The 19,778-nt window shown below is 55.9% G+C and carries 14 protein-coding genes; 13 read left to right on the top strand and 1 reads right to left on the bottom strand.

Features of this window, described 5'->3' with window-relative positions; genetic code table 11:
- Positions 1-52 precede the first annotated feature (52 nt).
- Complete coding sequence (locus AC2FLB_RS08270) at positions 53-1,312, bottom strand: ABC transporter substrate-binding protein (protein WP_142636170.1); 1,260 nt, start codon at positions 1,310-1,312, stop codon at positions 53-55.
- Between the two features lie 140 nt (positions 1,313-1,452).
- Here AC2FLB_RS08270 and AC2FLB_RS08265 point away from each other — a divergent pair, with 140 nt between their 5' ends.
- The 13 genes from AC2FLB_RS08265 (at position 1,453) to AC2FLB_RS08205 (ending at position 19,761) form a co-directional block, all read left to right on the top strand.
- Positions 1,453-2,259 carry an IclR family transcriptional regulator gene (locus AC2FLB_RS08265; RefSeq protein ID WP_496691361.1) on the top strand — a complete coding sequence of 269 codons (807 nt, stop codon included), beginning with the start codon at positions 1,453-1,455 and terminating at the stop codon, positions 2,257-2,259.
- A complete protein-coding gene (locus AC2FLB_RS08260) occupies positions 2,256-3,314 on the top strand; it encodes an ABC transporter ATP-binding protein (protein ID WP_496709033.1) in 1,059 nt (352 codons plus the stop codon). Before AC2FLB_RS08265 ends, AC2FLB_RS08260 begins: the two co-directional genes overlap by 4 nt.
- Positions 3,315-3,473: 159 nt before the next feature.
- Positions 3,474-4,433: a dihydrodipicolinate synthase family protein gene (locus AC2FLB_RS08255; RefSeq protein WP_282021739.1), complete on the top strand. Its 960-nt coding sequence runs from the start codon at positions 3,474-3,476 to the stop codon at positions 4,431-4,433.
- Positions 4,424-5,356: a 4-hydroxyproline epimerase gene (locus AC2FLB_RS08250; protein WP_281995061.1), complete on the top strand. Its 933-nt coding sequence runs from the start codon at positions 4,424-4,426 to the stop codon at positions 5,354-5,356. Before AC2FLB_RS08255 ends, AC2FLB_RS08250 begins: the two co-directional genes overlap by 10 nt.
- The gene (locus AC2FLB_RS08245) at positions 5,353-6,591 is read left to right on the top strand and encodes an NAD(P)/FAD-dependent oxidoreductase (RefSeq protein ID WP_496691359.1); all 1,239 of its coding nucleotides are present in this window, start codon (positions 5,353-5,355) and stop codon (positions 6,589-6,591) included. Before AC2FLB_RS08250 ends, AC2FLB_RS08245 begins: the two co-directional genes overlap by 4 nt.
- Positions 6,592-6,602: 11 nt before the next feature.
- Positions 6,603-7,628, top strand: a complete 1,026-nt coding sequence (locus AC2FLB_RS08240; RefSeq protein ID WP_496709032.1) for a trans-3-hydroxy-L-proline dehydratase — start codon at positions 6,603-6,605, stop codon at positions 7,626-7,628.
- A gap of 219 nt (positions 7,629-7,847) precedes the next feature.
- Positions 7,848-10,064, top strand: coding sequence for an NADP-dependent isocitrate dehydrogenase (locus AC2FLB_RS08235; protein WP_496709031.1), 2,217 nt, complete (start codon positions 7,848-7,850; stop codon positions 10,062-10,064).
- A gap of 605 nt (positions 10,065-10,669) precedes the next feature.
- Positions 10,670-11,992 carry an alginate O-acetyltransferase AlgX-related protein gene (locus AC2FLB_RS08230; protein ID WP_496709030.1) on the top strand — a complete coding sequence of 441 codons (1,323 nt, stop codon included), beginning with the start codon at positions 10,670-10,672 and terminating at the stop codon, positions 11,990-11,992.
- Positions 11,993-12,046: 54 nt separating this feature from the next.
- Positions 12,047-13,612 carry a carbamoyltransferase C-terminal domain-containing protein gene (locus AC2FLB_RS08225; protein WP_496689396.1) on the top strand — a complete coding sequence of 522 codons (1,566 nt, stop codon included), beginning with the start codon at positions 12,047-12,049 and terminating at the stop codon, positions 13,610-13,612.
- A gap of 290 nt (positions 13,613-13,902) precedes the next feature.
- A complete protein-coding gene (locus AC2FLB_RS08220) occupies positions 13,903-15,759 on the top strand; it encodes a GumC family protein (RefSeq protein ID WP_496701921.1) in 1,857 nt (618 codons plus the stop codon).
- Between the two features lie 173 nt (positions 15,760-15,932).
- A complete protein-coding gene (locus AC2FLB_RS08215; RefSeq protein WP_496709029.1) occupies positions 15,933-17,279 on the top strand; it encodes a lipopolysaccharide biosynthesis protein in 1,347 nt (448 codons plus the stop codon).
- Positions 17,276-18,553 (top strand): O-antigen ligase family protein, encoded by a 1,278-nt coding sequence (locus AC2FLB_RS08210; protein ID WP_496705153.1) that lies wholly within the window; start codon positions 17,276-17,278, stop codon positions 18,551-18,553. Before AC2FLB_RS08215 ends, AC2FLB_RS08210 begins: the two co-directional genes overlap by 4 nt.
- Positions 18,550-19,761 (top strand): polysaccharide biosynthesis/export family protein, encoded by a 1,212-nt coding sequence (locus AC2FLB_RS08205; RefSeq protein WP_496703153.1) that lies wholly within the window; start codon positions 18,550-18,552, stop codon positions 19,759-19,761. Before AC2FLB_RS08210 ends, AC2FLB_RS08205 begins: the two co-directional genes overlap by 4 nt.
- Positions 19,762-19,778 lie beyond the last annotated feature (17 nt).

The raw sequence follows: 19,778 nt of genomic DNA, 5'->3' as shown, positions 1-19,778 counted from the left end.
CCCGCCTTACGCAGGTCATGGCTCAGGATGGGCTTTGCCAATCCTGACCGGTTCAGTTGTCGTAGATGCGCTGACGCGCCCGTTCGAGTTTGGCCAGGATTTTGTCCGCATTGTCTGGCTTGACCATGAATTCCTGGAAGCCTTCCATCGACGCCTTGGCCATTTCTGCCGGTGCGTCGCGGTCCCAGAACTGGGCGACTCCGCCCGGGCTGTTTGACGACAGCATGGTAAAGCCCTGCTGCAGGAACTTGTCGGCATCTACCGAGGACTGAGCATTGACCGGCAACTGGCCGAGATTCGAGCCATTGTTGATCTCGGTCTGTTCATCCGCAGACACAACGAAGCGCAGGAATTCACGGGCGGCTTCTTTGTTTGCCGCGTTTGACGGGATGTGGAACGTGTCGGTCGGTGCATCTTCGGCCAGTTCGACATCGGGGTTGATGGCAACAAACTGGTAGAAGTCCAGCTGGTCATCACTCAGGCCCGCCTCACGCAGTGGCGCCACGGCGAAGTTGCCCATCAGATAAGCCGCCGCATCACCGTTGACCATGAAGGGCAGAGCTTCTTGCCAGCTATAGGTCTGGTGGTTGTCGATGAAGGCACCCATATCGATCAGCTGTTTCCAGTTGGCGAAGGTCTGCTTGACCCGGTCATCCTCCCAGCTGATTTCACCATTGGCCAGCTGGTTGTGGAAGTCATAGCCGTTGGTGCGCATGTTCAGGTAGTCGAACCAGCCACCGGCAGTCCACAGGAACTTGGTGCCGATCGTATAGCAGGCGCGACCGGAATCGACGATCTTCTGGCAATTCGCCAGCTCTTCTTCCCAGGTTGCGGGCTCGGTCAGGCCCAGCTCGTCAAAGATGTCTTTGCGATAATAAACGCCCCACTGATAGTAGGTGTAGGGCACGCCCCATTGTTTGCCGTCGATCGTCATCGCACCTTTGGTTGAGGCAAGATTGTCCGCAATCGCAGGTTCCGCCCACAGGTCCGAGACGTCTTCGAACAGGCCAGCCTCGACATAGGGTTTCATCCGATTCGCCGCGTACCACGTGGCGACATCCGGCGTATCCGCAGTCAAGAAGTTGCGGATCTGGGTTTTGTAGGCCTCGCGGTCGATCACCGTTGTCTCGATGGCCAAATCCGGATGCTGTTGCTGAAATCTGTCGATCATTGCTTCCATCGTGGCCCGGGGTGCCGGGTTCGATGTGTCCAGGAATATCCGCAATTCGCCGGTAAGCTCGGCAGAGGCGGGAACAGCAAGTGCAACGCTCATGGCCAGCGCGGCCGTGGTGCGCTTGTAGATGGAATGCATGGTTTCCTCCCTTAGCTTCCATTTTGGTTCCATATATTGGAACTTAGTTTTATATGTTGAAAACTACACATCGACTCGGTTAGTCTTGTCAAGACCCTCGTGGCTGCGGCCGCAGGTTAATCGGAGGAGACAGAGCGCCCGTGGCAGGTGATGGAACGATAGGGAAAGCATGTGACGTGCTGGATCAGGTGGCCGCGTTTCAGCGGCCAATTCGCTTTGCGGAACTGCTGGAAAGCAGCCGCTTTCCCAAAGCAACGCTGTATCGGTTTCTGCAATCCCTTACCAATCAGGGGATGTTGTCCTATGACCCGGATAGGCAGACCTATGCGCCGGGTTTGAGGCTGGTTCGGCTGGCCCATGCGGCGTGGACGCAAAGCTCACTGGCGCCGATCGCAAGGCCGTTTCTTGATACGCTCAGCGGTGAAACGGGCGAGACTGTGCATCTGGCGCAGCTTGATTCTGGTCAGGTTCTGTATGTCGATAAGCGCAATGCTGCCCAGCCGGTTGAGATGTATTCACAGGCGGGCAAGGTCGGACCGGCCTATTGTACAGGTGTGGGCAAGGCGATGATGGCCTTTCTGGACGAGGCTGAGCTGAACAAGGTGATCTCACAGCAAAGCTTTCACCGGTTTACGGATAAGACCTTGGCCTCGGAAGCTGCGCTGCGGTCCGATCTAGAGCTGATCCACAGCCGGGGCTACGCCCTGGACGATGAAGAACACGAGACGGGGATCATTTGTGTTGCCTGCCCGATCCGAACGCCGGGCGGGCGGATGCTGGGTGCAATATCGGTGACCGGCTCGACCGAGCGGATGAATTTCGACCAGCTCGAGGCTTGGATTCCCCGCGTGCGCCGGGTGGCCGAACAAATCGCGGCCGAAGCTCAGGCCTGGCGGTTCCCTGAAACACGCCCCGATGGCCAGAAGGACAGGATACAAGCGACATGACCGGAGTAACTCTGAACCAAACGATCAAACGTTACGGCCAGACGCAGGTGATACACGGTATCGACCTCGAAATTGAGGATGGTGAATTCTGTGTCTTTGTCGGCCCATCGGGATGTGGAAAATCCACTTTGTTGCGGATGATCGCAGGGCTTGAGGAAACGACCGAAGGCCAAATTCATATCGGCGCGCGCGAGGTGACACATCAGGACCCTGCGAAACGGGGCGTGGCGATGGTGTTCCAGACCTATGCCCTGTACCCGCATATGACTGTGGCCGAGAATATGGGGTTTGGCCTGCGGATGAACGGCGTGGCCAAAGCCGAGATCGACAGGAAGGTTCAGGAAGCCTCGGGTATCCTGAAGCTGGACCAGTACCTGAAGCGCAAACCCAAGGCCCTGTCGGGTGGTCAGCGCCAACGCGTTGCCATCGGGCGTGCGATTGTGCGCGGCCCCGAGGTGTTTCTGTTCGATGAACCTCTGTCCAACCTGGACGCCGAATTGCGCGTTGAGATGCGTGTGGAAATTGCCCGGCTTCACAATGAAATTGGCGCGACCATGATCTATGTGACTCACGATCAGGTCGAGGCGATGACCATGGCCGATAAGATCGTGGTGCTGCGCGATGGTCGGATCGAACAGGTTGGTGCGCCGATGGATCTGTATCGGGATCCAAATAACAAGTTTGTAGCAGGGTTCATTGGCTCGCCTGCCATGAATTTTCTGGATTGCGACATCGTTGATGGTCAGGTGACTCATCCGGCGATCACTCAGCCTCTGCCTGTCCCAGCATCGGTTCCTTTGGGTCTGTCTCGGGTCACGCTGGGTATCCGCCCGGAACATATTCAGGTTGATCGGTCGGGCGATACCTGCACCGTTGATCTGACCGAGGCGCTTGGCGGCGTCAGCTATTCCTATTTGCTGACATCGAATGGCGACAAGCTTATCGTTGAAGAGCGCGAAGACGAGCGCAGTAAGCAGGGTACACGCATCGGTATTTCGATCCGCCCGGAACGCACCATGCTGTTTGATCCTGAAACCGGTCTGCGGTTGAGATAATCGCCGTTTAGACAGTCAAAAACACCCGCGTCAGACGAAAGGTCCAACGCGGGTTTTTTGCGTCGAATTATATATGGATTTTGTATCCAATATCCGTTATCGCGTGCAAACGGGCGCATGACGCCTATCTGGACTCCTGTAACTAGAGGATAGCACCGTATGTCGACCAATGTATTTAGCGGTACGATGCCCGCGCTCATGACCCCTTGCTCGGCGGATCGGCAGCCGGATTTCGACGCACTTGTTCGCAAGGGCAAGCAAATGATCGACGCAGGCATGTCTGCGGTCGTCTATTGCGGATCCATGGGCGACTGGCCGCTTTTGACGGATGCACAGCGCATGGAAGGGGTGGAACGTCTGGTGGATGCCGGGTTGCCGGTTGTGGTCGGAACCGGGGCAATCAACACCAAATCCGCCGAGGCCCACGCAGCACATGCGCAAAAGGTCGGCGCTGTCGGGTTGATGGTCATTCCCCGGGTTCTGTCCCGAGGGAGCTCATCAACTGCGCAAAAGAACCATTTCAAGGCAATCCTGTCTGCTGCGCCGGACGTGCCGGCAATTATCTACAACAGCCCATACTATGGTTTCGCAACAAAGGCTGATCTGTTCTTTGCCCTGCGTGCCGAACACCCTAACCTCATTGGGTTCAAGGAATTCGGAGGCAAGGACGATCTGCGCTATGCAGCGGAAAACATCACCAGTCAGGATGATGATGTGACGTTGATGGTGGGTGTGGACACCGAGGTTTACCACGGTTTCGTCAACTGTGGGGCAACCGGGTCGATCACCGGGATCGGAACGGCCCTCCCACGTGAGGCGTTGCTGTTGGCTGCGCTTTCTCAAAAGGCCGCGCGGGGCGATGCCGAAGCCCGATCACGGGCGCAAGAACTGACCGAGGCCATTCAGGTGCTGTCCAGTTTTGATGAGGGCCCGGATCTTGTGCTGTATTACAAGCATCTTCTGGTGTTGAACGGGGAAGAGGAATACCGCCTGCATTTCAATGAAACTGACGCCCTGACAGATGCACAGCGGAATTATTGCGAACAGCAATACGCGTTGTTTGGGGCTTGGTTCGCCGATTGGTTGAAACAAGGTGGGGTGATCGCAGAATGCATGTGATCGACAGCCACACCGGAGGAGAACCGACCCGGGTCATCCTCGATGGTGCACCAGATCTGGGCTCTGGCCCTCTGGCTGAACGCGCCCGGCGGCTGGACACCGAATACAGGGATTTCTATCGTTCGGTCATGCTTGAACCGCGCGGACAACCGGCCATGGTCGCGGCCTTGTTGGTGGAACCGGTTGATCCAACCTGTGTCACCGGCGTGATCTATTTTGATGTCGATGCTGTTTTGGGAATGTGCGGCCACGGAACCATTGGCCTGACCGTGACGCTGGCGCATCTTGGTCGGATCGATGTTGGAATACATCGGATCGAAACGCCAGCCGGAGTTGTCACGGTCGAACTGCACGATGCCAATACTGTCACGGTCACGAATATCGAAAGCCGCCGTGTTCACAGCGACATTTCACTTCATGTGCCCGGTTTCGGTGAGGTTGCAGGGGATGTGGCCTATGGTGGAAACTGGTTCTTTATCGTCGATCCAAGCCCGCTTTCCGTTATTCCGGCCAATATTCGGGAACTGACCGATAGGGCCGTTGCTATCCGCAAAGCCTCGATCGCGCAGGGGGTTGGGGGCGAGCAGGGTGAACCGATTGATCATGTAATCTTTCAGGACGCATCGCCCGAGCAAGCGATTCACAGCCGCAACTTTGTTCTGTGCCCGGATGACAATTACGACCGGTCGCCCTGTGGCACCGGCAGCTCTGCTCGGCTGGCCTGTCTGGCCGCTGAGGGTCTATTGGCCCCGGGGCAGGAAATCGTCCAGCAAAGTGTGATCGGCAGCACCTATCGCTTGTCCTATCAGGCTGGGTCCAATGGCGGTGTTATCCCCTCGATCACCGGGCAGGCCTATGTCATGGCGGAGTCGCGGTTGATTTTTGAAGCGGCTGATCCATTCCGTTCGGGGATTGAGGTATGACCCAGCAGATCGTCGTCATCGGAGCTGGTGTGATTGGCATGACCATTGCGCTGGAACTACAGCGCCGGGGTCATGCCGTGTTGGTCCTGGACAAGGAAGGCGTCGCCGCGCAGACCTCGGCCGGAAATGCCGGGGCCTTTGCTTTTTCCGAGGTTGAGCCTCTGGCAACGCCCGGCATCATGAAAAAGGCACCGAAGTGGCTGCTGGACCCGTTGGGGCCGTTGTCGATCCCGCCTGCATATGCATTGCAGATTGCGCCCTGGATGTACCGTTTCTGGCGCGCGAGCCAGCCCGGTCGCTATGCCGAGCTGTTGGCCGCTCAGGCCAGCCTCATGAAAGTGTCCAGCGCCGCGCTTGAACGGTTGATCCCAGCGGTTGACGGCGAGGCGATGATGCAGCGCGACGGTCAGATGCAGCTCTATGAATCCGAGGCCGAATACCGCGCAAGCCTGCCCGCCTGGGAGGTGCGCCGCCAGCATGGTATCGACTTTGAATTGCTGGAAAGCCCTCAGGCGATCGCCGAAAAACAGCCGGGCCTCAGCCCTCGGTTCACTCATGCGGGATTTACGCCCAACTGGTTGAATACCGTTGATCCCAAGAAATGGGTCGAGCGCCTTGCCCAGACCTTTCAAAGCCGGCAAGGTCGGATCGAGCGGCGCGATATTCAGGCGTTGGTGCCACAGCAAAGTGGCATGCGCCTTGAAACGGCGGAAGGGCCCGTGGACGCGGCGAAAGTGGTCGTGGCTGCTGGCGCATGGTCTCATCACATCGCTAGAACTCTTGGTGACCGGTTCCCGCTTGAAACCGAGCGAGGATACAACACGACCCTGCCCGAAGGTGCATTTGATCTGCGGATGCACCTGTCCTTTTCGCGGCATGGGTTCGTTGCCAGCCGGATCAACAATGGCGTCAGGATCGGCGGCGCGGTCGAGTTGGGCGGTCTGAACCTCGCCCCCAATTTCAAACGAGCCGACACGTTATTGCACAAAGCCGAAGAGTTTCTACCCGGCCTCAAGACCGAAGGAGGCACGCAATGGATGGGGTTCCGACCGTCGATGCCTGACAGCATCCCGGTCATCGGTGTTTCTCCAAATGCGTCTGGCGTGTTCTATGCGTTCGGCCATGGGCATCTTGGGCTGACCCAATCCGCAGGCACGGCCGAACTTGTTGGGGCCATGGTTGACCGTCAGGCCCCCCCGATTCCGCCAGCCCCTTTTGCTGCTGGCCGGTTCTGAGGGAGGGGGTCGTGCGCAGTATCAAAACTCTCCACGTGATCTCCGCCCATGCCGAAGGCGAGGTCGGAGATGTCATCGTTGGCGGTGTTCTTCCGCCACCCGGTGATACCTTATGGGAGCAGCGGTCGTTCATCGCGCGTGACCAGTCCTTGCGCAACTTTGTCCTGAATGAACCGCGCGGGGGTGTATTTCATCATGTAAACCTGTTGGTACCACCAAAACATCCGCAAGCAGATGCAGGCTTCATTATCATGGAGCCCGAAGACACACCGCCCATGTCTGGTTCAAACTCGATCTGTGTGGCCACCGTGCTGCTGGATAGCGGGATCATTCCGATGCAGGAACCGGTTACACATCTGACGCTTGAGGCACCGGGCGGGCTGGTCTCGGTGCGCGCCGAATGCCGGAATGGAAAGGCTGAGCGCATATTTGTGCAGAACCTGCCCAGCTTTGCAGACCGGATCTCCGTTCCGCTAGAGGTGCCGGGCCTTGGTACCCTGACCGTGGACACGGCCTATGGGGGCGACAGTTTCGTGGTCGTCGATGCAGCGGCGCTTGGGTTCGACATTGTACAAGACGAAGCGCGTGACATTGCGCGGCTGGGTGTAGCGATCACCAATGCGGCCAACGAACAAATTGGTTTTACGCATCCCGAAAACCCGGACTGGAATCACATTTCATTCTGCGCTTTTTGTGGCCCGACCGAGCGGGTCGCAAATGGCCTGCGCGGAAAATCCGCTGTGGCGATCCAGCCGGGCAAAGTTGATCGGTCCCCTACCGGTACCGCAGTTTCTGCCCGCATGGCCTTGATGGCCGCCAAGGGAGAAATGGCAGTCGGGCAAACTTTCCAGGCGGTTTCGATCATCGGCTCGTCTTTCACCGGACAGATCGTCGAGGCCACAACGATCGGGGGGCGTGCCGCGATCATTCCCGAGATCAGTGGCCGCGGATGGATTACCGGTACACATCAACACATGCTTGACCCGGACGATCCCTGGCCGGGCGGATATAAGCTCAGCGATACTTGGGGCGTCTGAATTTTGCCCATTGGCAAGCAGTTTTGATGATTTTCCGCAAACCGTGTCAAAATGCGCGGTCTCTGGCGATTGATCCCAAGCCAAACGTCATTTAAGGGAGGCCCTGTCAATACAGAGTCATCCCGGGACGGCAGTCTTGTTACGTCCCTTACGCGCCACATCGACGTGGCCCCAACTCTTGGATCGCACGCCCCGAAAGGCTTAAAAAGGTAAAAGAATATGGCAGATAAATCGAACTTCGACATATTGTATACCATTGTAGACGAAGCGCCCGAGCTGGCCAGCGCCTCATTCCTACCCATCATTCGAAAGTTTGCATCCGCCGCCGGTGTCAGCGTCGGAACCAAGGATATTTCACTTGCTGGGCGGATTATTTCGACCTTCCCCGAAAAGCTGACAGATGCGCAGCGCATCACCGATGATCTGGCCGCATTGGGTGAGTTGGTGAAGACACCCGATGCCAATGTGATCAAGCTGCCCAACATCTCGGCCTCGGTGCCGCAGCTGGTGGCCGCCGTCGAAGAGTTGCAAGCACAGGGTTATGACATCCCGAGCTATCCCGAAGAACCTGCGACTGACGAAGAAAAAGCGATCCGCACGCGGTATGATGCTATCAAGGGTTCGGCTGTGAACCCGGTTCTGCGCGAAGGTAACAGCGACCGTCGCGCCGCGCGCGCCGTCAAGAATTATGCCCAGAAGAACCCGCATTCGATGGGTACATGGGCCGCTGACAGCAAGACTAAAGTCTCGTCCATGTCCGGCAATGATTTCTACGCGAACGAGAAATCGGCCACCATCACTGCGGCGCAAGCCGGTGACGCCAAAATCGAATTTGTCGGACAAGACGGCAGTACTACGGTTCTGAAAGACGGCTGGCCGCTGGCCGAGGGCACCGTTGCCGATGCGACCTTCATGTCCGTCAATGCGCTGTCGTCTTTCCTGGCCGAGGCCATCGAAGACACCAAAAAAGACGGCACCATGTTCTCGCTTCACCTGAAGGCCACAATGATGAAGGTCAGCGACCCGATCATCTTCGGCTATGCGGTTAAGGCGTGGCTTGCCCCGGTATTCGAGGCCTATGGCGCTGAACTGGATGCGCTGGGTGTGAACCCGAACTCGGGTCTGGGCGATCTGCTGGAGCGGGTTGCAGGCAACGCCGATATCATGGCCGCCATTGACGCGATCAAGGGCGACCGCCCGTCCATGTATATGGTTGACAGCGACAAGGGTATCACCAACCTGCACGTGCCGTCTGATGTGATCATCGACGCCTCGATGCCTGCCGTGATCCGTGCTGGTGGCAAGGGTTGGGACGAAACCGGGTCCAAGGGTGACACCAACTGTGTGATCCCCGACCGCTGCTATGCGTCTATTTATGATGAATCCGTCAAATTCTTCAAAGCCAATGGCGCGCTGAACCCAGCCACCGTCGGAGCTGTGGCCAATGTGGGTCTGATGGCACAGAAAGCCGAAGAATACGGCAGCCACCCGACAACATTCCAGGCGCCTGCGAATGGAACCATTCGTATCGTTCTGGCAAATGGCGAGACACTGCACGAGCATGCGGTTGAAAAGGGCGACATCTGGCGTGCCTGCACCGTGAAGAGGGCTCCGATTGAGAACTGGATTCAACTGGCGATGGACCGTCAGCGTCTGACCGGATCCGAGGCGATCTTCTGGCTGGATGCAAACCGTGCCCATGATGCCGAACTGATCAAATCCGTCCAACCCGCACTGGAAGCTGCTGGCGTGGCGGACAAGTTCCAAATCCTGGCACCGCGTGAGGCGACCCGCCAGTCGTTGGAGACCATCACCGCCGGTAACGACAGCATCGCCATCACCGGCAACGTGCTGCGTGACTATCTGACCGACCTGTTCCCGATCCTTGAGTTGGGCACCTCGGCCAAGATGCTGTCGATCGTCAAGCTGATGCAGGGCGGCGGATTGTTCGAAACCGGCGCGGGTGGCTCTGCCCCGAAACACGTGCAGCAGTTGGTTGAGGAAAACCACCTGCGCTGGGACTCGATGGGTGAGTTCTGCGCGCTTGGCGAGTCTTTGAATTTCCTAGCCGACAGCAAAGGCAACGCCAAAGCCGGAGTTCTTGGAGCCGCTGCCGAGGCCGCAACACAGGGCATTCTGGACAACAACAAGTCGCCCAGCCGCAAAGTCGGGCAGCCGGATAACCGTGACAGCCACTACTGGTTCGCGCGCTATTGGGCCGAGGCGCTGGCCGCGCAATCCGATGATGCTGATCTGGCCGCCGAGTTCGCGCCGATTGCTGCAGAGTTGGCCGCGAAAGAACAGCAGATCCTATCCGAACTGGCCAACGCACAAGGGGCAGCGGCAGATCTGGGTGGTTACTATCACACCAACCCGACCAAGACTGCAGCAGTCATGCGCCCGAGCGCGACACTCAATGGTATCATTGACGGGTAATCCAGGTGCCCTGTCCTGATTTGGGCAGGGTTCTGAACCTGACGTAAAAACTAAAAAAAGGGACCGACCCCCAAAGTCAGTCCCTTTTTGAGCGAGTGGGGAGGCCGAAGCCTCTCCGGTGTAGTTGCGTTAACTGTAACAAAACCCTGCTGGCTGGATATTAGGGGTTTCCCGTATATTCATCCGTCTGCTGTGCCGCTGACGATACACCCGCCAAAATCATTGTCCTCCGGCGACGGAAAGGACTATGTCGCCGTACTGAATTCGGGAACAATAGGCCGTACAAGGACGGATTATGCGTGCAATGTGATAGCGCCGTGCGCCCACTAGGCGTTGAAAGAGCGGGTGATTTGCTTTTCGGCATAACGGTGGTAAAAAAATCTGGTTTTGTTTTGTATTCGAGTGTTGTGTGCTGTGTGTATTTATCCTGTTGTTTTTGAGCGTTTTTCATATTCTAGAGGGTCGGGCGATGCGTCTGCTTCCTGCGCTTTTCAGGCCGCCGCAGAAAAGCTTGCCGATGATACGCAAATCGGTTCAACTGAATTCGCCCGGTTTCGCCGTTAATGACGGCAAATGTCGATATCGGTCGAAAGGGACCAGATGGAATGACTGAAAAAACCCGCAGTTCGCGTTTCGGGTCAATCCTATGTCTGGTCGCCGCTCTCTATTTCTTTGGGGTCGTCGCATATGCACTGGTAAATTCAGCGGAATTTGCCAATGGAACAGCGCGGTTGATCCGATACATACTGGCTCCGGGCGCGATTGGGCTGGCCCTGGCCTTGTGCGCGGCCTTCTTGTCGAACGAAGCCAGGCTGACTGTTGGTTTGAGCGCGGTATCGCTTTTGGCGGCTCTGTTTGCATTTGAGGCCTATCTGACCATCAAAATAATCCCCGGACGCCTAGGGCTAGTCGGATTTGTCGGCGATGAGGTAAGCGTCGAAGAATACAAGGAAAACTTGCCTCCGGGCAGGACAATGAAACATGTAAACGATGCGCTGGATACACAACTGCTCGAAACTGCGTATCTGGCCCCCATGCCGGGTGACAAGATGCTATTGTGCTCGGTGTTGGGCGAGCCGGTGACCTACACGCCGGATCGTCTGGGGTTTCGCAATCCACCATCGGTCTATGAAAACGATGTGAGTGTGATGCTGCTGGGCGACTCGTTTTCCGAAGGGTTCTGCCTGAGAGAGGGTGAGCATCTGGCGGATAAGCTGCGTCAGGATATGCCGAGCTTGCTTAACACCGGTCACAGAGGCATTGGCCCGCTGTATCAACTGGCGGTTTTGGGCCGATACGGGCCAGAGTTCCAGCCTGATCTTACGATCTTTTCTTTCTTTGCGGGCAATGACTGGCGCAATCTGGAACGAGAGCTTGAGAAGCCCTGGCTGCGCGAAGCACTCGACCCGGCTGCAGATTTTGGCCCGATCGAGCATCCGGATCAGTCGGAAATATCCGCTCCAATTATTTCTGGATGGTGGTCTGAGACGACGTTGTCCTGGATCGACTACCTGCGGGCGCAACGGGTGTTCAGGAACTTTCTGGCATTGCAGAAAACGGCCGAGATTCTTGGGATTCACTATCCCAAAGCGACCGATGAGAACCCGGTATTTGCGGATGTTCTGATCCGGGCAAAGCAGATAACATCACAATGGGATGGTGAGATCGTCATCGTGTATGTGCCGACGGTCAGCCGCTATATGGGTCTGGTCGCCCAGCCCTTTATCCACGACCCGCTGCGAGTATTGGTGAAAGATGCGGCTGCGCAGGCCGGGCTGGACGTGATAGACTTAACGGATGTTATCGAAATGCAAGAGGATCCGGCATCGTATTATGCGCCGGATTCTCATTTCAACGAAGCAGGCGCAGAACTGGCCGCTCGGGCAATTACAGAGGGGCTGCGTCAACGCAATTTGATAGAACAGTAACGAATTGGTGTGTTTTGCCAGGACCGCGCAACAAGCGCGGTAAAGAGGTGTGAAATGAAGATTTTGTCATTCAAGTCGGGGCATGACGGTACGGTTGCGGGTATTGATGCCCAAAACGGTAACCTGCTGTTTTCCTATGAATCCGAGAAAGACAGTTTTCCCCGCAACACGTCAGTCACACCGGATACATTTATCGACTCTGGCCTGTGGTTCCGGGACTTGCCTGATATCCTGGCCCTTAGCGGCTGGTCAACGACCGGAACACAACATGTGACGACCTCGGGGGCAGGGTATTTCGGCATTGGCGAAGATGCTCAGACCGTGGGGAAACGGACGTTTTTTGGCAAAGAGATCGACTATTTCTCATCGACCCATGAAAGGGCACATATCTGGGGCGCTTATGGGATGTCTCCGTTTCGTCAAGGTGAACCTTGTTATGTGTTGGTTTGGGAAGACACGCTTGGCGATTTCTACAAGATTGATGAAGATCTAAAGCTGTCTCATGTCGGTCGGGTGATGACCGGGCCCGGTGCCCGATATTCGTTCCTGAGCGCACTGGTTGATCCCGATTATCCCGTGCTTTCGCGTGAACAACGGCGTGAAGACCCCGGGAGGATGATGGCGGCATGTGCCTATGCAGAGCCCGGTTCACATGACGCGGATGAACATGCGCTGATAGATTATCTTTTGTCAGATCAGCCATTGGCCGAGATTCTACGCAAGGACCGTCTGACCGATTCCCCGTTTTTCAACGTCGGAATGCACAGTCAGCAGTTCAGCAATCTTGCACAGAAACTCTCGGATGCGATTTTTTCACGGTTCCTTGCCTTTGCCGAACAGAACCTGACAGAGGGCTATCCGCTGGTGATTGCCGGCGGATGTGGATTGAACTGCGATTGGAACACTAAGTGGCAGAATTGCGGCTTGTTCCGAGATGTATTTGTACCACCTTGCAGCAGTGATTCCGGCTGCGCCATAGGAACTGCGGTTGATGCCATGCGCCACTATACGGGCCAGGCAAAGCTGGATTGGACGGTTTATTCCGGACAGTCCTTTGTGGATGATAAAATCGACAGTAGCGGCATGCGGGTCAGCGAGCTGCGTCTGAACGATGTCGCGGACGCGTTGATGTCCGGTGAGCTCATCGGTTGGGCCAGAGGGAACTGTGAAATCGGTCCGCGCGCATTGGGCAACCGCTCGATTCTGGCGGCCCCGTTCTGGGCCGAATCCCGCGTGCGCCTGAACAGGGCTAAAAACCGGCCGGATACAAGCCCCGTGGCCCCATCCTGCCTTGAGGAAGATGTCAGCCAGCATTTTGAGTGGGAAAACTCCGCGCCTTATATGTTGCATCTGCAGAAGGTGACCAATCAGAACCTGGCCGCGATCACGCATGTAGACGGAACAGCAAGGGTCCAAACAGTCCGCCGGGATCAGAATGCTTTCTTTTACGACCTGCTGAACGCATTCAAGTCGGCTTCGGGCACGGGTGTATTGTGCAATACGTCACTGAACTTTCGCGGAGCGGGGTTCATAAACAAAACCAGTGATCTGCATCACTATGCAAGATCGGCAAAGCTGGACGGCTTTGTCGCAGGAAACACGTTTTACAGGTTTAACTAGTAATATTGGCGCGCTTGCGGTGTCGCCGCACTTTTGGAGGTTAAGTACTTTGTCGTATGAATCAGGTCTGCAAAACTTTGAAAGACGCCGCCTCTTAGCTTCTGCAACAGCAAGGATTCCGGCCTATTGTCTCTTGTGTGGAAACATTGAGCAAATAACGACAAGAAAACTCGGAAAAATGGCCAAGCTGTCCAATCATTAGGATAAGAATTCGTTCGAACATGGGCGCAGCATCAAAGATTTGTATTTCAGGCGACGGTGATCTTGGTCGCTACAAGGGACGATAGAGAATGGATCAAAACCATATCGCAAACCAATTTGGCCAGCAGCGTCTGGATGGCATATGGCGGATGATTTACCGTCATCTGAAGTTGATCCTCGGAGTGACCGCAGCTGTGATCGTCGGCACGTTTATGGTCGTCAATCAACTGGACCCAAGATACAAATCCCGCGCCGAAATCGTTCTCACATCTCTGGATATGCGCGTCCGCGCCGACAGTGTCGAACTTGAATCCTACGAGCTGACCCGCACTTTGATTGAAACCGAAATCGACATCCTGCGGTCACGAGAGTTTGCGGCAGAGGTCGCCCTGGCGCTGGACCTGTTCGAGAATGAGGCTTTTGCCGGGGCGCAAAACCCCGCAAATCCGCAATCCACATCCGTTATCCGCAATCGTGTAATCGACAATACACTGTCGACATATAACGTACTTCGGCAAGGAGAGAGCCTTGCGATTGAGATCATCTCAACAGCAGAAGACCCGCAGTTGGCAGCCGATATTGCCAATACAGTTGCAGAAACCTTTATCCTTCGCCTGCAGCAGCGGCGGCAGCAAGGTCTTTCATCTTCCATTTCTTTTCTTAAGGACCGCGTAAATGAACTGGGTGACGAACTGACCCGTGACGAACTTCAGATGGCGGCCTTTATTCTTGAAGAAAATCTGGCGGATGAATCCGTGCCGGGTAGGCTTCGGTCGGAACTTGCGCGGCTGAACTCGCAAAAAGATGTGCATGAGATCAACGGAGCCAGCAGCGAAGAGGTCAACAAAATTGCTGACCAGATTGCCGTTGTTGAACAGGCATTACGCAGCCGGACCGGTTCGGAAATAGCATTGCTGCGGATGGAACGCGCGCTAGAGCTTCTTCGGATCCGGTATCAGACGACGATTGAAAAACTGAATGATTTTGAAACCCAGCAACAGTTTCTTGGCCAGGCGGTTCAGCAGGTTTCGGTTGCTCATGCGCCGACTTCGGCATTCTGGCCGAATACCAAAGTCGCCGTCGCAGTCAGCGCGATTGTCGGGTTCTCTCTGGCATTTGTGATCGCCCTGTTGATGGAGGGCAGCAACACGAGGATCGTCAACGAAAACCAGATCGAACAGCAAACCGATCTGACCAATTTGGGTTTCCTGCCGGATACAGTGATGGATTCGGACACGGATGGTCAGCAGGAGTTGTTGCGCTTTATCCGTGATCAGGGCCGCTCGCCCTATGTCGAGGCGCTGCGCAGTGTTTTGACGATGTGGTTTAACACAAATGATGACGGCAGCATCGTCATGGTTACCTCTGGTGTTCCTGGAGAAGGCAAGACCGTGGTTGCGGTTTCGCTGGCCCTAGTGGCGGGTACAGATGGGATGCGCGTTCTATTGTTGGATATGGATAACCACCGTTGCCGTGCCTCAAAAACACTGGGTCTTACCGGGGCGGCCCCGGTCGAGATCGAGGACGCGCTGAGCGGTGCCGTGCAACCCAGCCAGATTTATGTCGATGGTGAAAGGGTACCGGGGGTTTCGTCGATCAGTCTGAACCTGCGTCCGAAAATATCCCGCAAACAGTTGATGCAGCAGCTTGGCGAATACGGGCGCATGTTGCGCAATCAGTACGATCTTGTGTTGGTCGATACACCGCCGACATTGGTCATTGATGACACGATCCGACTTGGGCCGCTTGTCGATGGTACGTTCCTGGTGGTGCGCTGGGGGCAGACCACCGAAAAAATTCTCAAGGATGCAATCGAAAAGCTGCGGATGAGCAATATCAAGATTTCCGGTACGATCATGAATGGTGTGAACATGCGGAAGCAAAAGCAATATGGGTATGGTGCCTATACATATCATTACTCGGATGAGCCTGGGAAAAGCAGCTGATTACGGTTCGCAGACCCTTGTAGGATTTGTTAGATTGGTGATTGGGTATTGGTTTTTATTTGCGAATATGAGGGCACAGCGCCCGCGACGCTTTTGCGGCGTGGTCCAATGACCGGCAGCCGCCAAGGGGTGGAATTGGCCGGTCGTTTGTGCGGCGGGCGGGTGGATCAGACATGACCTCTCAGCCCGGCGCAACCTCAATCCCGACTGCTGTGCTTCGGCGTTTACTGCGCAATCTGAAATGGATCTTTTCCTCTCAGATCGCAGTCGCTTTGCTGGGCCTTGTGTTCCTGCCCGTGGCAGCCCGCGCGCTTGGGGCGGCAGGTCTGGGTGTGATGGCCATCGCCGAGGCCTATGCGCGGATCGTTTCCCGGTTCCTTCATCTTGAGCCCTGGCAGGCGGTGATTAGATATGGAAGCACTGCGCTGGAGGAAGAAGACCGCGAACGATTTCGCCGACTTGTCGGGCTGTCGGTCCTGATTGACGTGGTTGGGGGCGTATTGGCCGCCGGCGCTGCGATCGCATTCGCACCGATCATCGCCGGATGGCTGGGGCTGGATCAGGATCTTGCATGGGTGCTGCCGGTCGCATCGCTGGGAATTCTGGTTTCGCTGAGGCCAACCGGGCTGGCTTTGTTGCGGTCCTTCGACCGGTTCGATCTGTTGGCCAAACTGGATATTTTCGCAGCGTCTGTGCGGATGGTGCTGGGGGTGATTGCCTGGCAACTGGGGTTTGGGCTGCCTGGCTTTGTCGCGATATTTGTTGCTGTCAGCCTTTTAGACGGCGTTCTGGCCTTTGCCGCGGGGCTGCGAGAAATGTCGCGGAATGGCTATGGACGTCCGATGCTTGGAATAAAGCAAACTCTGGGTGAAAATTCCGGGTTTCTGCGCTTTGTTTGGAACAGCAATCTCTCGGTCATCTTGCGTCAGACCACGCAGCGCCTGGACGTGATCATATTGGGTGTTCTGATTTCACCGACGATGGTGGGATATTACCATATCGCGAAACGGTGCGGCGAAGCTGCACTGCGTCTTGGACGGCCGCTAAGCCAGGCGATCTATCCCGAGTTCACCCGGTTTGCCGCCCGAAATGAATTTGACCGTTTGCAAAAAATGCTAACGGGTCTCAGCGCCGGGTTCTGGGGGGTAATTGCCCTTGTCTTGATTCCAGTGATCTTGATGCTGGAACCGATCGTTACTGCGATTTTTGGCGTGGATTATGCCCCCGCAGTACCGGTCGTGCGCGTGCAGGCAATCGCGGTAGGTATTTATCTTGGTGGGATACTGCTGAACCCTGCACTGCTGAGCCTGGGGCAAGACCGGGCTTTGGTTCGGATCGGTTTGTTGAACACTATTTTGTTTCTGATCCTCATTGCACCGTTGGTTTCTGTTTTGGGCGTGGTCGGTGCCGCTGTGGCGCATGTGCTGTGTAATTCCGTCTGGCTAGGGCTGTGTGTGTTACACTTGCGGCGTACATTGCTGAACCCTGCATTACACGGAAAGGAGCAGGTGCGCCCATGAGACCTGCATCGGCCCAATCAGTTTCCTTTGGCAAGCCGACCAATGGAATCGGCTATTTGCCAAGCGTAGACATGGCAGCTCTCTATTTCCTGATGGCGGCTGTAGCCCTGGCGCCGATGAACTATCTCAGAGTGGATTTCGTCTATTTCACCCTCTCGGATTTCTTCTTTGTGCTGGCTGGGTTTGTCATGCTGGCAACTGGCCAGCTGCCGGTTAAGATATTCGGGCCCGCAAGCGGGTTCTGGTACAGTTCGTTCCTGTTTTTCACAGGGGGCCTGACCATAGGTTCGTTAATCAACGGAGATCCGACCGAGCTGCTGACCGTGTTTGTTCAGTACTTCTTTTCGTTGATCGTGCTGCCAATCCTGATCGGCAATCGAAGCTTTGATCAGATCGTCCTGCTGATGAAGGCATTTATTATTGGTATGGGCATTGTTGTGCTGTTTGGCATCTATGCAATCAATTTCATGGAAGACCCGACACACCGGTTTGTATCCGCCAATGGTCGGATGCTTTCGCTGGTCGAGCGGGCAAATGAATGCGCGCTTATGCTGGCGATGGCCATCGTTTTTCTGCTTAGCCTGATCCTGCAGAAGCAAAGCAGCCGCATCTGGGGGCTGATCGGGCTGCCAATCCTGTTTTACGGCGTCATCCTGACCGGTTCGAATTCTGGTCTGATCGTGACCATAGTGGGGACTGTCGCCATTATCCTCAGCAGCGGGTCCCCGCGTCATGTTGTGACCCTGATCGTCGGCACGTTGATTGCGGTTTTGGTGGTCCTGAACTTTGGTGAGCTTTTCTTGCCCGAGGTCTTTCGCGAACGAGTTCTGAATGCCGTTCTTGCAGGTGACATTAGCCAGGCGGGCACGTTCTCTGACCGGTTATTCCTGCTGCAAGAGGCTTTCGAGGTATCCCGTGGCACTTTGTTGATCGGGCTGGGTGCAAACCAGTACAGCCTGGCCAGCGAACAGGGAATCGTGGTTCATTCGGCCTATTTGCTGACTCTGTCCGAAGGTGGCTTGATTTCTCTGCTCGGTATGGTCGGCTTTATTTTGGCCAGCATATACTTGGCCTGGATGGCCATTTCTGTCGGCCGCTCGCCATCGGTCGGGGCACTGACCATCGTTGCCATGCTGATGTATGTCGTGCTGCTTGCCGGAGCGACGACCTTTTATGCCCGGTTCTGGAACGTACCCTTTGTCCTTGCCATTGCGCTTAGCGTGTCGCGCCTGCCGGTGTTAGGACCAACGAATACACTTAGGAGAATGTCGTGAAATTATTGCAAAAACTGATGCTTTCTGTGATCGCGGCTTCGGCTTGTTTTATCGGTGCGCTTCAGGCCGAGGAATATGTTCTGGCACCGCAGGACAAGATAAATTTGCGTGCGATGCGTTGGGATCCGGTGGTTGCGTCTTTTGTGAACTGGCAAGGCGTTTCCGGTGAATATGCGCTTTCTTCGGGAGGGATGCTGATGGTGCCTCTGGCCGGCCAGGTTCATGCTGAAGGGCGAACGACCGAAGAACTGGTACTGCTGCTGGAAACTCAGATGCGCACTCGCGTGGGGATGGCAGAACCGCCTCATCTGGCGATCGAAGTCATCGGCCATCTGCCTGTATACATATTGGGGGATGTCCAGATTCCAGGCTCGTACCCCTATCGGCCACAACTGACCGCGCAGCAGGCGATGGCGCTTGCGGGCGGGGAATACCGGTTGCCGTTGCAAAATGACGTAGGAACGAACTTTACCGGATTGCGGGTTCAGGGTGAAGTTCAGTTGTACAATGAACAGATCGAAGCTCTGCAAGCCGAACAACGCCGACTGCTGGCTGATCTGTCAACACTAACCCCGGACGGTGGTGATGCCAAAATTGAACCCCCGCAAGGTCTGCAGGGGGAGATTCTGCAAGCGGATCAACAGGCCCGGGAAGGGCAGGGTGAACGCATCATCCAATTACAGGAAACCCTCAAAGATCAGATCGATAGCCTCGAACGGCAGCTGGAATTGCGCGCAAATCAGATCGGGATCACGCGCAAAGATCTGGATGATGCTCTGGCACTACAGAAAAAGGGTCTTACGGTCAGTTCGCGCGTGTCATCTCTGTCCAACTCGCTGAACGATCTGGAAAGCAAAAGTGTGGATATCGAGATCGCTTTGGGCTTGGCCCGGCAACAGCTGAACCGCGCGCAACGCGATGAGCTGGAGTTGCTTGATACCGCGCGCTCGAATGCGCTGGTGCGGCTGAATCTGGTGCAGATCGAACTCGAGGATTTGCAGACCCGGCTGGGCACCGCGAAAATCCTGCAGGCCGAGCTGGCAGCGCTTGGCGTTGTTGAAGAGGTTGATGCGGTCGAAGAGATCGTGATCGAATACTCGGTCACCCGCGCGGCCGGAGGAGCCGCAACGGCGATTTCGGGTGACACTGTCTTGTCCCCTGGGGATACGCTTTCGGTTTCTCGAACCTTCGTCACGCAAACACAATAGATTTCAGTTCAATGATT

Source organism: Ruegeria sp. CDSA236, from assembly GCF_059611285.1.
The sequence above is the reverse complement of the archived record's forward strand: the minus strand, read 5'-3'. Positions and strand labels throughout refer to the sequence as shown.

What these genes read in the sequence shown, in the direction of transcription:
- AC2FLB_RS08230 (WP_496709030.1), top strand. Translation starts at nt 10,670, where the DNA reads ATGACTGAAAAAACCCGCAGTTCGCGTTTCGGGTCAATCCTATGTCTG.
- AC2FLB_RS08215 (WP_496709029.1), top strand. Translation starts at nt 15,933, where the DNA reads ATGACCTCTCAGCCCGGCGCAACCTCAATCCCGACTGCTGTGCTTCGG.
- AC2FLB_RS08250 (WP_281995061.1), top strand. Translation starts at nt 4,424, where the DNA reads ATGCATGTGATCGACAGCCACACCGGAGGAGAACCGACCCGGGTCATC.
- AC2FLB_RS08255 (WP_282021739.1), top strand. Translation starts at nt 3,474, where the DNA reads ATGTCGACCAATGTATTTAGCGGTACGATGCCCGCGCTCATGACCCCT.
- AC2FLB_RS08220 (WP_496701921.1), top strand. Translation starts at nt 13,903, where the DNA reads ATGGATCAAAACCATATCGCAAACCAATTTGGCCAGCAGCGTCTGGAT.
- AC2FLB_RS08225 (WP_496689396.1), top strand. Translation starts at nt 12,047, where the DNA reads ATGAAGATTTTGTCATTCAAGTCGGGGCATGACGGTACGGTTGCGGGT.
- AC2FLB_RS08270 (WP_142636170.1), bottom strand. Translation starts at nt 1,312, where the DNA reads ATGCATTCCATCTACAAGCGCACCACGGCCGCGCTGGCCATGAGCGTT.
- AC2FLB_RS08245 (WP_496691359.1), top strand. Translation starts at nt 5,353, where the DNA reads ATGACCCAGCAGATCGTCGTCATCGGAGCTGGTGTGATTGGCATGACC.
- AC2FLB_RS08260 (WP_496709033.1), top strand. Translation starts at nt 2,256, where the DNA reads ATGACCGGAGTAACTCTGAACCAAACGATCAAACGTTACGGCCAGACG.
- AC2FLB_RS08235 (WP_496709031.1), top strand. Translation starts at nt 7,848, where the DNA reads ATGGCAGATAAATCGAACTTCGACATATTGTATACCATTGTAGACGAA.
- AC2FLB_RS08210 (WP_496705153.1), top strand. Translation starts at nt 17,276, where the DNA reads ATGAGACCTGCATCGGCCCAATCAGTTTCCTTTGGCAAGCCGACCAAT.